This is a genomic window from Microbulbifer mixtoriginis (SeqCode), assembly GCF_052467515.1.
In genome coordinates, this window is record NZ_CP174314.1 from 2,214,725 (window position 1) to 2,228,245 (window position 13,521).

A 13,521-nucleotide genomic window follows, 5' to 3' on the forward strand; every position below is an offset into this window, starting at 1 on the left:
GGGCTTAGAAGATAAGATATAAGACACTAAGCTCTGTAGCCTACAGCTTTTATAACCTCTTTATGAGTACATCCTGACTACGTATCATTCCCAAATAGATCAGAATGTATGCAGACTCTGGAATTCAAGCGTAAAGCCTATATGCGCACTCATAGGTATTTTATAGTGGGCTCATATACCCTTCTCACTGAATTGTCCCCTAAGACTGAGGGTATATAAGCCTTTAAAGATCCTTTTTTCTGGAAGCTTCTTTACTACCACCTTTCTTTACAGAGCTACAAGCCGCCCCCCAATCGCCCTCTTCACTCCAGGGGGTATCTTCTGGCGGGTGTTTGATATAGATTTCCTTTTCCTCGTAGCTCGGCTGGTGACGTAAATCATAGTGAGCAGCCTTTACAATCGATATGCAAAGCAATATTGCAACAAGTAGCAACGGAACACCACCGACAATACTTGCTGTTTGTAGGGCCTCCAGCCCACCCAAAAAGAGAAGCGTAATAGGCATCACCGATAATGCAAACGCCCAAAACAAACGATTCCAGCGAGCTGGCTCATCATTCACTTCCTTTTGAACAACGGCAGCGAGTATATAGGATATAGAATCAAATGTAGTGGCTGTGAAAATTATCGCGAGTAAAGTGAAAACAATAATGACCAAATTACTCATAGGGAGTGTTTGCAAGATGGCGAATATAGTTGCAGTACCCCCCTGTTGGTTGAGAAGCTGTACTACATTCAGTTCACCTGAGAACTGTAGGTAAACCCCATAGTTTCCCAGTGATAGGAAAAATAAGAAGCAGCCCAGGGTGCCATAAAATATTGCGCCAACAACCATAGCTTTTATGGTTCTCCCGCGTGATATGCGAGCAATAAACAATCCAACACTTGGGGCGAACACCAACCACCAAGCCCAATAGAAGATGGTCCAGTCTTGAGAGACGTAGGTTTGAGGGAATTCTCTGAATCGACCAAAGGGCTCAGTCCATGTGGCCATATGAAGAATACTGTTAAGCATTTTCCCCAAAGAATCCAATCCCGCATTAAGCATAAATAAAGTAGGGCCAGCAATAAGGACGAAAGCCAATAAAAACATTGCAAGCCACATATTCAGGTTTGATAAAGTCTTAATTCCCCTTTTAAGCCCGGCATACACACTGCAGCCAAATATTGCAGTACAGAGCATCAGAATAAAAATTTGTGTAGTCAGTCCTGTAGGCGCACCCAATAGTTCATGTGCACCCTCAGAAATCAAGGGCGCAGCAATTCCTAATGTCGTTGCCCCACCACCTAACATACCAAAAACAAAACAAACATCTATCAACTTGCCAATAGACCCTTTTGCCCGCTGCTCACCTAAAACAGGCATAAGCGCCTCACTTACTTTTAAGACATTGCGGTGCCTTACATAGTAAAAGTAAGCAATTGGTAGAGCTGGAATCAGGTAAATCGACCAGGCAATAGGACCCCAATGGAATATACCAAAAGCGATTGCCCAGCGGGCAGCCTCCGGAGTAAGCCCTTTTAACTCAAATGGCGGCGTTTGGTAATAATAGATCCACTCCACCATTGACCAGTACAAAATAGATGCCCCAATGCCTGTACAAAAAAGCATGGAGGCCCAGGACAAGGTGCTAAATTCTGGCTCTTCTTCAGGTTTTCCAAGTTTGATTTGACCGATATCACTAAAAATGATGTAGGTCATAAACAGTAATGCACCAACTCCCAGCAACAGATAAAAAACACCCAAGTCATCCGTTACAAAGTTCTTCGCATTCAGAATCCACTTCGCACCCAGTTTTGGATAAATAATGAGCGGAAGGGTAACCATGAGAAGCAAGCCAAGCGCCCCAAAGAAAGTTGGCTTATCGATGATCCGCTGAAAGTTTCCTGCCAATACTTCTCTCCAGGATACTCAAAGAACTGATCAGGCCAATTAAAAGAAACGTGCTTGTCAGCCTGGAGTTAAAATGTGGGGCTGAATCCGTTTGTTTGGGGTAGAGGCAAACTGAGTGGCTTGCTAGCAAGTTTAGCTGCCTACGAATTAGTCAGCCAAGGCGATAAGTTCATTTTAGAGGCAGCTTGGGGCGAGACTGCCTGGACACACTGCCGCAAACAGCTATTTGCGGTCTAACAGATTCAAAGTAAGGGCTGGAAATTTAGTAAAAGGGAGGCTATTTGCCCTGAATCGCTCAATTAGAGCTTCATCTAGAAGTATAGCCAGCCCAAGACTTGTCTAGGGTTTTAGAGAGTTCTCCAGCTGAGAAAACTGCCCCTGAATCACCGCTTTCTCCTGAATCAGGGTGCGGTTCTCATCGGCGAGTTGTTCGAGGCGATCTTTTGTAGTGGTAAGCTCCAACTCTAATCTGTTTAGGGCACTCTGTTGTAGTTGCACTTCCTTCTGAGCCGAAGAACCTTCACGTTGCAGCTTAGAAATTTGCTCGCGCAAGCTAGCCACCTCTGCCTGCCTGTCTTTCAGCTCACACGCCTGCTCTTCTGCCTGCTCCCTTAGGTTTGCAGCCTCTGTACTGGCCACCCCAACCTGTTCGCTAAGCTGCTGCTTCTCTCGATTGATTTCAGCAATCAGAGCCTGTCCCTGCTTGTAAAGCAACTCCTGCTCGTTGAATCTACGCTCTGAGAGGGTCAGCTGTTCAGTAAGTACTGCGATCTGCCCCTTCAGTTGCTCCGCAGCTGAGCGATACTGGTCTCTCTCATATTGCCGGTCATTGGCAGTACGCTGTTGAAAGTGCTCAAAGTGTTCGCGGACATCCCTATTTTCCTGCTTTACTTCCTCAATCATCACTTTTTGCTCCGCAATACGCTGCATAGCTTCCTGCTTCTGGTACTCACTTTTTTCCAGGGCAGTCTGGGTCTCTTGTAAAGACTGCTTGAATCTACGCTTTTCCGCCTCGGTCGACGAAAGCCTATGCTCAAGATCACGAATACTGGCGGCCTGCTGGTTACTAGTGGCTCTCAACTCCTCTAACTGTGAAGTGATCTCTTTTTCCTGCACGAGGAACTCCTGCTGAAGCTCCTCTACCTGCTTGCTTGCCGCTTCCTGGATCCTTTGATGTAGGCCTTTCAGTGCATCCACCAGGTCTCGTGGGAGCCCACTACTATCCGTATTGCTCGCAGATTCACTGCGCCATCTTTTAAGCAGAGGGGCAATAGTGCTTTTGCTGCCGGTTCCCAACTGGGCCCTCACTCGATCAACGGTGGGCTCTTCTCCACGGGCCTTGATGGCCTTGGCGGCCTGAACAATATCCAGATACGTGACCCCAGTGCGTGCCATAAGCTTCACCTTAGATTATTTCGTTACAAATTACATAATACGTAATATTACATTATTTTATAATTTTTCATACCTGAAAAATTCCGCTGTATAACCTTCGATAATGACTATTATCGCAGGTTATATTTCTATAAGATTCCCGTAATAACGTACCTCCAGTACAAACAGGAGGCTTCCCAGCAGTTCGAGCATCATGAAACATCACAAATCTCTCGCCGCCAAAAAGCACCTCGAAAAGAAAACTCCCAGTACACTTGGGGGCACTGGTGAATTGTTGACCGATAAGGACATTCAGAAATACCTGAGTGCCGCCACATCCGATAACACCCGCAGGGCTTATCGCTCGGCAATTCGTCAGTTTGAAAAATGGGGAGGGCGGCTACCCACAGATGGCAGCACTCTGGTGCGCTACGTCCTCGGCCGTGCTGAGGAGCTTAATCCTCGCACTCTAGACCTTCACCTCACTGCAATCGGGCAATGGCATCAATACCAGGGAATGCTAAACCCCGTCACAGATCCATTGGTTCAGAAAACCATGCGTGGTGTCCGTCGCACTCACGGCAAACCTAAAGAGAAATCAAAAGCCCTCAGCCTGCAGCATATTGCTAGCATGACCCGATATTTACGCACTCAACCCCAGACGAGGAAGAGCACACGTGATCTGGCTCTTATCCTGGTAGGGTTCTTTGGTGCCTTTCGTCGCAGTGAGCTAGTGGCTATTCAGGTGGAAAACTTGGTATGGGAGGAGGAAGGCGTGATCGTAAGGCTTCCCAAGTCAAAAACAGACCAAAGTGGCGAAGGAATGATGCGCGCCCTGCCCTTTGGCGCTCCTGAGGCTTGCCCTGCAAGAGCTCTGAAAACCTGGCTCAAGGTCAGCGGCATTGAAAGTGGGCCCGTATTTCGAGCGGTGAACCGGTGGGATACGGTGCAAAGCAGGCAGCTAAACCCAGCAGCAATTAATGACTTACTAAAAAACTTGGGTGCCTCCTGCGGATTTGATTTTGTTGACGAGTTAAGCAGCCACAGCTTTCGCCGTGGCTTATCGACCTCTGCGGCTCGTGAAAAGATTGGCTTTGAGCTTATCAAGAAGCAAGGTGGCTGGAAGAGCGACGCCACCGTGTGGGAGTATATTGAAGAGGGGCAGCAGTTTAGTGAGAACGCCTCGGCCATCCTAATAAAGAAAATGGCAGAGCTTCTCTAAGCCGCAACCCTCCCTTTGCTAAATTGTTTCTTGGTGATTCTTTGCGTCTTTCGCTCTTTTTCGAAAGACGCGGCTATTTCCTTTTGCTGGGAGGGCCAACACTTATTGCTTCTTATGTGTCGCCTGGAAGACGGTCTCCCACTCCTGATCAAATTTTGCTGCTGCTGGTATAGGGCCTGGAGCCCTCTTGAAAGTCAAAATTCCCACATGCGCTTCGTGAACTTGAGCATCAGAAGTCACCTCCTCGGTAAACCCCTGCATTATTCCGCTACTGTCGAGAGTAAAGTTGCCCACGCTTTCATCTGAAACGTCGACAGTCACTATACGAGTGGTATCACCGGAGTTCGAAAAGACAAAGATACCGACATCCTTACTGGTAGTCGCTCCATTTTTTGTCTCTTCGTGACCGCCCAATTTATGCTTAAAGTCAGCAGGCTTCTTGAAGCTGTCAATGAAGCGGCCACCCCCACCGGTTTTAGTTTTCTTAAGGACTTTGAAAGTTCGACAATAAATATCCTTACCTACATCCAAAGCGTCTTTTTGGCTTTCATATAAAATAAACGACTCCCCGTCGACAGCACACCAAGTGCCATCTAAAGTATTTTTCATGTCAGGATTTGCACTCAATGGAGCAGAGTAAAGAGCTGTCAGAATGAAAAGGGCCGATAAAAATCTATGAGTCAGAGGTAGATTTGCCTTCATGGTGCACCTCGGTAAGTCGCTTGTGAACTTTAAGTAAATAAAGTAGTGGAATAACCCAGGTACCTCCTAAAATTTTCAGACTTTTAGTAGAAGAGAAGCGCCAATTCAAATTTCAACCGGCAGGCCTGTAACTCCCTACCCATTTCGCTCTCATTATCAATCGTTGAGATTCACCACTGGGATCTATGGCAGCGAGAACAGCAGTCGCGCTAATCTCATGCCTTTAGCCATTGGTTGTTGGAACCAACCGACAGCTTTAATAGCTCCCTGGCTGCTATACCTGTATGCAAATCTCGTCACTTGCTCAATAGTTGATGCAAAAGGAGCTCTGAGATGCCTCTCAACAATCAACAAATCAAAGAGTGCGAATCCAGCCACTGGGATTTCTCAGATCTGAAAGCACTGTTCCTAAACTGTACCCTCAAGCCAACGCCAGAACTCTCCCATACCGACGGACTAATTCGTATTTCACGAGAGATTATGGAAAGAAATGGCATATCGGTAAGCCTGCTCAGGCCCGTTGACCATGATATCGCCTTCGGTGTCTATCCAGATATGACCGAGCACGGTTGGGAAAACGATGACTGGCCAAAAATTTATCATCAGGTTAACGAGGCAGATATTCTCGTCATCACAACCCCTATATGGCTCGGTGAGAAATCCTCTATCTGCACACAAGCCATAGAGCGCCTCTACGCCAACTCGTCAAACCTTAATGATCAGGGGCAGTATGCCTATTATGGAAAAGTCGGCGGCTGCCTGATAACAGGTAACGAAGATGGCGCTAAACACTGTGCGATGAATATCCTTTATTCCCTGCAACACTTGGGTTATGTCATTCCACCACAAGCAGATGCCGCCTGGGTTGGCGAAGCCGGCCCAGGCCCCTCTTACCTCGACCCCGGTTCTGGCGGGCCACAAAATGATTTTACCAACCGGAATACCTCCTTCATGACCTGGAACCTAATGCATATGGCCCGAATGATAAAAGATGCGGGGGGTATACCCGCCCACGGGAACCGGCGCTCTGCTTGGGATGCAGGTTGCAAGCCTGACTTCTCCAATCCCGATTACCGATAACAACGCTCGGAGCAGGCAGTAATGGGGTGAAATAGCCAATCAAGGCTGTAATTTACTCTGCCCATTTACAAAATGGGCCACCTAAAGATACATTGCGCACCTTCCTTCTTATTACAGCCCACTGATGTCGCCTTCAACTGGCCCAGTGCTCTCAATGCACCTACCTAAACAGATGGGCTTATAAGGCTACAACCTAAGAAACAACCAAAAAAAACTGAGGTCTACCACCCCGAATGAATCCCGAGTTACTGGAACAGATTTTCCACAGCAAACTCTTTATTACTCTCTGTGTAGTTGCCGTCATTCTTTTAGTCCGCGGCTTACTGACCCTTGCCATTGCTCGCAGTAACTGGGCAAAAGCCGATAAGCGTCGTAGGATCAACACCGTACACAACATCGGCAACCTGCTATTGGTCATCGGTGTAATTGCTGTTTGGGTGACAGAATTACGAGATTTCGCCCTCTCTATTGCCGCCTTTTCTGTAGCGATTGTCCTCGCTCTGCGTGAGGCTGTACAGTGCTTGGTGGGTGGCCTATACCAAGCCAATATGCGCTCCTTTACAGTTGGCGATTGGATTAAAGTGGGCGACCAATTTGGCGAGGTTACTGATAGTGACTGGTTAAGCACCACGCTTTTGGAGATTGATCCCCATGGCCTCGGCAATGGTTATACCGGAACCACTCTCTATATTCCCAATAATGCTTTTTTTACTCAGCCGGTAAAGAACCTGAATTTTATGCGCCGTTATATCGAGCACACTTTCTCGATAACCCGTGAGCGCAGTGAGATTAACCCCTTTGAAGCCAAGAAGTTTATTGCCGAACGACTGAAAGAGCACTGCGAATCTTTTCGGGAAGTTGCCGAGCGCTACTGCAAGCTGATTGAGAATCGGATGGGTGTAGAGCTCTCAGGCCCTGACGCAAAAGTAAGCGTGACCACTAATGATCTTGGCCATGATGTCATCACCGCGACCGTATTTTGTCCCCGTGAAGAGGCAACCAATATCGAGCAGCTGGTAACAGAAGATTTTTATGCTTTCTGGTTTGAAAAAACCAAGCAACTAAAAGACAGCGCCTAACGCCTTATCACGCACTAATATGTAAGCTTTCAAGTCGTTGGCGGATTATCTCCGCCAACCGGCGCGCTGCGGGCGATATGTCATCGCGATTAGGAAAAATAAGATACAGAGGCTGCCACCTTTCTTGCCCTCCTTTTAAGGGGAGAGGTTTGAGTGTTCCATCGGCCAGCTCCCCAAGAATCTTATCCTGCGGCAACCAAGAAAACCCATAGCCCCTACAAGTTGCCCCGATTACCGTTGCCATATTGCTCAGCGTCCATCGCTTGGCAACTTCAACTGTTAGGGTTTCACTATCGCTTTGGGGGTTTGAATCTCTAACGATCAGGTGCCGATGACTGCGCAGATCCTTCAGGGTTAGTTCGCGTTCCAGTTGATGTAATGGGTGACTGGGGTGGGCCACTGGGATAATGCGCGCCGGTGCTGGCAGTAACTCGCCACTGAAACCGGGAGGAATTCTCGGATCAATCGCAAAGTCCACCTTCCCCTCAGTAAGGGCATCGAGGGCACCGCTAATCACCACTTCGTAAACCTCTACCCGGGTATGTGGGCTCTCTTGGCCAAATACCTCCAGGCAATCTAGCAATAGCCAAGTTGGAAACAGCACTTCCACAGAAATTGACACCAGCGACCCCCAACCCACAGAAGCACGCCGGGCAGCCATTTCCATTGCCGAAGCATCTTCCAGTAATTGTTTGGCATGGCGATATAACATTTGCCCAGCAGCCGTAAGTGCCGCTTTGCGACCAGTGATTGTAAATGCCTTTACATCGAGGATGGATTCTAGCTTTTGTACCGCATAGCTCACGGAAGACTGACTCTTGTGTAGGAGTTCCGACGCCTGTACATACCCTCCCCCTTCAACAACCGCAACTAAACAACGCCATTGCTCCAGAGTGATCTTTGGGCTTAAAGCCGGGTTCGCTAACTGATCAGTCATGTATCGGATTTTTAGATGGATTTCAGCAAAATTTTCTAATTTTTTATCTAATTAATCAATGATTCAATAGTGCTCAAGTTAAATGATTCATAAGGAACCCGTCATGACAAAGTTGCTCAATATCCAATCCAGCATGTTTCAAGCCGGTGGCCAGACCTCCCAGTTGGCGGCAAAGTATATTGAGCGCTGGAAGGCGAATAATCCGGAGGGCGAAGTTGTTCAGCGTAATCTGGCAGCAGATCCGGTACCCCATTTATCCTTGGATCGCTTCCAGGCCTTCAATACCCCGGCTGATCAGCGCACTCCAGATCAGCAGGCGATTGTCGATTTTTCAGACAAACTGATCGAAGAGATCTCTTCAGCAGATGCCTTGGTCCTCGGCGTACCTATGTACAACTTTACAATCCCCTCTACCCTGCACACCTATTTTGACCATATCGCCCGAGCCGGCATCACCTTCCGCTACACGGCAAATGGGCCAGAAGGGTTACTGAAAAATAAAAAAGCGATCATCTTTGTTGCTCGGGGGGGCTACTACGGTGACAACCATGCACAGAGCACATTTTTGCGGCAGTTCCTCGGTTTTGTGGGCATCACTGATGTTGAGTTTGTTTACTCCGAAGGGCTTGCCACTGGTGAAGAGGCAAAAGAGAAAGCCACCACTGCGGCAAATGAACGTATTGCTGAACTTGCTTAAACGAAGAATTATTCCTGAATTAAAAAAGCCAGGCTCTATTCTCAAGCCTGGCTTATACAGCGTAATTTCTGCGAAGTGGCCTTACTATGTGTCAATGTCAGCAATTCTCGGCATGGAGCTTACAGGCAGGCCAGCTATCCATAAGAAACCTGTAATGGAAACTCAAGCGGGCGGTATCTACTTCACAAATACAAACTTGTCTTCACTCAAGACCTGTTCACCATCAAAACGATAAGCAACCAGTTTGCCGTTACCCGCCACGGAATAATCGAGACAAGCAACTTTCTCGGTTAGAGGTGCTGGCACACCTTTAAGCCAATAGTGACCGATAAAGCAGGGCTTATCTGCTTTAGGGTAATAAGGAATACCCCTAGGCACAGGCAAGCTAGCGGCGGAACCGATATCAACACCACGCGGTAACGCTATCTCCCCCAGCGCTTTTGCAGAAGCGTTCCACCATTGAACGCGGACAGCAGAGCGGCGATTACCATCCTTATCCAGAAAACTCACTCCTTGAGGCAGTTCAATTTCACACCCTTTGAGCAAAGTTTCCACCGCTTTGAAGGCATCACTGCCCGGGGAGCTAGCTTGCAGCAAAAGCTCAGACGTTAACCTGCCGCTATCGGTTCTCGATGCTAAAAAATTAACTTTCTCTTCGTCCCAGCAAGCGTGTACCGCACGCAGAGGGCCAAGATCAAGCCACAGAGGCAATGATCTGAAGAAATCCAATACCTGAGATTTTTCTGGATCGTTATCCGGGTACTCATTCAAAAAAGCCTGGTGCTGTTTTGTATTTTTATCGGTATGTGGGCGCAGGGGCTTGCCATTGACTTCGGTATGATAAGCCAGGGCGTTAAACTCGTGATTGCCCATAATTGCTTTGGCATGATCATTATTTACCATGCTCATAACTACCTTTAGGAGTTTGCGATGCTCCACCAGGTGCTCACCGCGGTCGATAAAATCTCCAAGAAAGATTACTTTGCGTTCTGGGTGCGCATAACCGCTGCTTGTTTCCCTATAACCCAGAACATCGAGCAGCTCAATCAATGCGCCGGCGTGACCATGGATATCGCCAATAATGTCGTACTTGCAGTGTTCCATCCTGCTCCTGCCTCTAAAATACAAGAAAGCTTCAGTATCAAAATCCCGCTTTTTTTGTATCAAGGATTACTCTGTTCATTTTATGAAATGAACACATTTCTCAGAAGCAGGGCATGGGGCGAAGAAAATAGCCGAAGCTACTGCCAGCCTGGGAAATACTGAGTTCACTTACATTTATGGTGTGCCCTATCAAAGAGCGAATACAAAAAAGCCAGGCCGGAAAATGCGGCCTGGCTTTTCTCTGGCTTGAGACTTACAAAGCTTCCGCAGCTTCTGTCTTTTTACTGGCAAGAACTTGATCCTGCCCAGTATCAGTACTGCTAGCTTTGCGCCCAAACAGTCTCTGCACCACTACAAAGAACAGCGGTATAAAGAAGATTCCCAGCAGTGTGCCCACAACCATTCCCCCCAGTACCCCGGTTCCAATTGCCCGTTGTGCGCCGGAACCTGCACCAGTGGCTATCGCCAGAGGAAGAACCCCCAAGCCAAAAGCCAAAGAGGTCATCAAAATTGGGCGCAGCCGATCACGGACTGCACGCATGGTCGCCTGCACCAGCTCCATTCCGTTTTCCAGATTTTGCTTGGCAAACTCCACAATCAGAATGGCGTTCTTACTGGTCAAGCCGACAGTGGTCAGCATAGCCACCTGGAAGTAGATATCCCTCTCCATGCCGCGCAAACTGTTGGCAAGCACGGCACCGAGAATACCGAGCGGTGCCATCAACAATACGGCGGTCGGTACTGTCCAGCTCTCATAAAGAGCCGCGAGGCACAAGAATACAATCAATAATGACAGGGTATAGAGCAGTGGTGTTTGTGCACCGGCGGCGCGCTCCTGATAGGAAAGACCGCTCCATTCAATGCCAACCCCCGCCGGCAATTGCGCTACCAAGCTCTCCACTTCTGCCATGGCCTCACCAGAACTGACCCCCGCTGCGGCCTGGCCATTGATCTGCATGGAGGGCACACCGTTATAGCGTTCCAAGCGGGGAGATCCATACTCCCAGGAAAAACTGGCAAAGGAAGATAGAGGCACCATATCGCCTTTATCATTGCGCACAGACCAAAGCTGGAAGTCTTCCGGCACCATGCGATATGGCGCATCCGCCTGCATATAAACCCGCTTGACCCGGCCGCGATCGATAAAATCATCGATATAGGAACCACCCCAGGCGGTACTCAGTGCGCTGTTAATATCGGCAATAGACAAGCCGAGGGCCGCAGCCTTGGCGTTGTCGATTTTCACCCGAAACTGCGGCGTATCCTCCTGGCCGTTGGGACGTACGTTAGAGAGTAATTTACTCTGCCCGGCCATCCCCAAGAATTGGTTGCGGGCAGCGATCAGTGCTTCGTGCCCCAGATTGCCGTTATCTTTTAAGTAAAAGTTAAAGCCACCAGAAGAACCCAACTCTGGCAGAGGCGGCGGCGCAAAGGCAAAAGCCATAGCATCTTTAATTTGCATCAGCGCGCCCATAGCACGCATGGCTACTGCGCCAGCACTTTGCGACTCTTCTTCCCGCTCAGACCAGTCTTCCATATTCACAAAGGCGATACCGGTATTCTGGCCGCTACCGGCAAAGCTAAAGCCCTGCACCGAAAATACTGATTTCACGGTGCCCTGCTCATTATCCAGGAATTGATCTTCTACTTTGCGGATAGATTCCATGGTGCGTTCCTGGGTCGCGCCCACGGGTGCCTGCACCATAGAGAAGAGCACGCCCTGGTCTTCATCGGGCAGGAAGGAGCTGGGTAAACGCAGGAATAAGAAGGCCATCACAGCGGAAAGGGCCACAAACAAGAGCATAAAGCGGCCGCTACGTTTTAGGATGCCCTGCACTCCGCCCTGGTAGCGCCGACTGCCGCGCTCAAAGTTGCGATTGAACCAACCGAAGAAGCCTTTCTCACCGTGGCTTTCCCCTTTTGAAAGTGGTTTCAGCAAGGTGGCACAAAGTGCGGGGGTCAGGATAATCGCCACTAATACAGACAAGGCCATGGCAGCAACAATAGTTGCTGAGAACTGCCGGTAGATTACGCCAGTGGCGCCATCCATAAATGCCATTGGCACAAACACCGCCGACAGCACGACACCAATTCCGATCAATGCCGGGGTAATCTGGTGCATGGATTTTTTAGTGGCTTCCTTCGGCGATAAGCCCTCTTCGCGCATCACCCGTTCTACGTTTTCCACCACCACAATAGCGTCATCCACTAGCAGGCCAATGGCCAATACCATAGCGAACATGGTAAGCATATTGACCGAGAAGCCCAGTGCCGCGAGTACGGCAAAAGTGCCCAGCAACACGACAGGTACAGCGATTGTAGGGATCAGGGTTGCACGGAAATTCTGCAGGAACAGATACATCACCAGGAAGACCAGCACAATTGCTTCAATCAATGTGCTGATCACACCTTTAATGGAGACCTCGACAAAGGGCGTGGTATCAAATGGTACGACCGAAGTAAGCCCCCGAGGGAAGAAAGGCTCCAGCTCTTTAAGCTTCGCTTTCACGCCTTCGGCGGTTTCCAGTGCGTTGGCACCGGTGGCCAGGTTAATTGCGATACCGGTAGCCGGCTGACGATTGTAGCGGGAGATAAATTCGTAATTCTCTGCCCCCAATTCAACGCGGGCGACATCGCCAAGCCGCAGTATGGAGCCATCATCATTGGCTCGTACCACGATTTCCCGGAACTGTTGCGGGGTTTGCAGGCGCTCCTGGGAGGTAATAGAAGCATTGAGTTGCTGCCCTGGCACAGCCGGTGCGCCACCAAGGCTGCCCACTGTGACCTGGGCATTTTGGGCCCGGACCGCCGCGGCTACATCATTCGGCGTTAAATCGTAGGTCGTCAGTTTGTTGGGATCGAGCCAGATACGCATTGCATATTTGGAGCCGAACACCTGCACATTACCGACACCTGGCACCCGGCTAACCGGGTCCACAATCGCTGAGTTGATGTAATCGGCAATGTCGTTGCGGTTCATACTGCCGTCTTCGGAGACAAAACCTGCAACCATCAAGAAGCCACCACGGGACTTACTGACATTGACCCCTTGTAACTGCACCTCTTGGGGCAACAGCGGCATTGCCAGCTGCACCTTGTTTTGGACTTGCACCTGTGCGGTATCCGGGTCGGTACCATTCTCAAACGTAAGGGAGACAGACACACCACCGTTAGATTGACTGACAGCAGACATATAGAGAAGGCCATCGAGCCCTTTCATATTCCGCTCCAGAATCTGCGTCACCGAATCTTCCACCACTTTGGCGGAGGCGCCGGGGTAACTGGCCTCAATATTAATAGAGGGTGGTGCGATATTCGGATAGCGCTCCACCGCCAACTTGCTGATGGACAATGCGCCTGCCAGCATGGTGATAATTGCCAGAACCCAGGCAAAGATGGGCCGGTTGATAAAAAAGCTCGCCATAACCCCTA

At 49.2% G+C, this 13,521-nt stretch carries 10 protein-coding genes; 4 read left to right on the top strand and 6 right to left on the bottom strand.

Features of this window, described 5'->3' with window-relative positions; genetic code table 11:
* Positions 1-223 precede the first annotated feature (223 nt).
* Positions 224-1,894 (bottom strand): BCCT family transporter, encoded by a 1,671-nt coding sequence (locus ACJJIT_RS09425; protein ID WP_444900789.1) that lies wholly within the window; start codon positions 1,892-1,894, stop codon positions 224-226.
* A gap of 339 nt (positions 1,895-2,233) precedes the next feature.
* The gene (locus ACJJIT_RS09430) at positions 2,234-3,289 is read right to left on the bottom strand and encodes a DNA-binding protein (RefSeq protein ID WP_252085892.1); all 1,056 of its coding nucleotides are present in this window, start codon (positions 3,287-3,289) and stop codon (positions 2,234-2,236) included.
* 193 nt (positions 3,290-3,482) lie between these two features.
* Here ACJJIT_RS09430 and ACJJIT_RS09435 point away from each other — a divergent pair, with 193 nt between their 5' ends.
* Positions 3,483-4,490: a site-specific integrase gene (locus ACJJIT_RS09435; protein ID WP_444900790.1), complete on the top strand. Its 1,008-nt coding sequence runs from the start codon at positions 3,483-3,485 to the stop codon at positions 4,488-4,490.
* Positions 4,491-4,592: 102 nt separating this feature from the next.
* Here ACJJIT_RS09435 and ACJJIT_RS09440 read toward each other — a convergent pair whose 3' ends face one another.
* The gene (locus tag ACJJIT_RS09440; RefSeq protein ID WP_444900791.1) at positions 4,593-5,192 is read right to left on the bottom strand and encodes a hypothetical protein; all 600 of its coding nucleotides are present in this window, start codon (positions 5,190-5,192) and stop codon (positions 4,593-4,595) included.
* Positions 5,193-5,525: 333 nt separating this feature from the next.
* On the opposite strand from ACJJIT_RS09440, the gene ACJJIT_RS09445 reads away from it, so the two are divergent.
* Both ACJJIT_RS09445 and ACJJIT_RS09450 read left to right on the top strand, forming a co-directional pair.
* Positions 5,526-6,272, top strand: a complete 747-nt coding sequence (locus ACJJIT_RS09445; protein WP_444900792.1) for a flavodoxin family protein — start codon at positions 5,526-5,528, stop codon at positions 6,270-6,272.
* Between the two features lie 233 nt (positions 6,273-6,505).
* On the top strand, positions 6,506-7,351 hold the full coding sequence (locus ACJJIT_RS09450) for a mechanosensitive ion channel family protein (RefSeq protein ID WP_252085888.1): 846 nt from the start codon (positions 6,506-6,508) through the stop codon (positions 7,349-7,351).
* Positions 7,352-7,358: 7 nt separating this feature from the next.
* On the opposite strand, the gene ACJJIT_RS09455 is transcribed toward ACJJIT_RS09450, so the two are convergent.
* Positions 7,359-8,288 carry a LysR family transcriptional regulator gene (locus ACJJIT_RS09455; protein ID WP_444900793.1) on the bottom strand — a complete coding sequence of 310 codons (930 nt, stop codon included), beginning with the start codon at positions 8,286-8,288 and terminating at the stop codon, positions 7,359-7,361.
* Positions 8,289-8,391: 103 nt separating this feature from the next.
* On the opposite strand from ACJJIT_RS09455, the gene ACJJIT_RS09460 reads away from it, so the two are divergent.
* Entirely contained in the window at positions 8,392-8,985 is a 594-nt protein-coding gene (locus ACJJIT_RS09460) for an FMN-dependent NADH-azoreductase (RefSeq protein ID WP_444900794.1), read from the top strand.
* Between the two features lie 177 nt (positions 8,986-9,162).
* On the opposite strand, the gene ACJJIT_RS09465 is transcribed toward ACJJIT_RS09460, so the two are convergent.
* Both ACJJIT_RS09465 and ACJJIT_RS09470 read right to left on the bottom strand, forming a co-directional pair.
* The gene (locus ACJJIT_RS09465; protein ID WP_444900795.1) at positions 9,163-10,089 is read right to left on the bottom strand and encodes a metallophosphoesterase; all 927 of its coding nucleotides are present in this window, start codon (positions 10,087-10,089) and stop codon (positions 9,163-9,165) included.
* A 253-nt stretch (positions 10,090-10,342) separates the two neighbouring features.
* A complete protein-coding gene (locus ACJJIT_RS09470; protein WP_444900796.1) occupies positions 10,343-13,513 on the bottom strand; it encodes an efflux RND transporter permease subunit in 3,171 nt (1,056 codons plus the stop codon).
* Positions 13,514-13,521 lie beyond the last annotated feature (8 nt).

Coding starts and splice junctions, on each gene's coding strand:
- ACJJIT_RS09430 (WP_252085892.1), bottom strand. CDS start 3,289: ATGGCACGCACTGGGGTCACGTATCTGGATATTGTTCAGGCCGCCAAG.
- ACJJIT_RS09435 (WP_444900790.1), top strand. CDS start 3,483: ATGAAACATCACAAATCTCTCGCCGCCAAAAAGCACCTCGAAAAGAAA.
- ACJJIT_RS09440 (WP_444900791.1), bottom strand. CDS start 5,192: ATGAAGGCAAATCTACCTCTGACTCATAGATTTTTATCGGCCCTTTTC.
- ACJJIT_RS09445 (WP_444900792.1), top strand. CDS start 5,526: ATGCCTCTCAACAATCAACAAATCAAAGAGTGCGAATCCAGCCACTGG.
- ACJJIT_RS09450 (WP_252085888.1), top strand. CDS start 6,506: ATGAATCCCGAGTTACTGGAACAGATTTTCCACAGCAAACTCTTTATT.
- ACJJIT_RS09455 (WP_444900793.1), bottom strand. CDS start 8,288: ATGACTGATCAGTTAGCGAACCCGGCTTTAAGCCCAAAGATCACTCTG.
- ACJJIT_RS09460 (WP_444900794.1), top strand. CDS start 8,392: ATGACAAAGTTGCTCAATATCCAATCCAGCATGTTTCAAGCCGGTGGC.
- ACJJIT_RS09465 (WP_444900795.1), bottom strand. CDS start 10,089: ATGGAACACTGCAAGTACGACATTATTGGCGATATCCATGGTCACGCC.
- ACJJIT_RS09470 (WP_444900796.1), bottom strand. CDS start 13,513: ATGGCGAGCTTTTTTATCAACCGGCCCATCTTTGCCTGGGTTCTGGCA.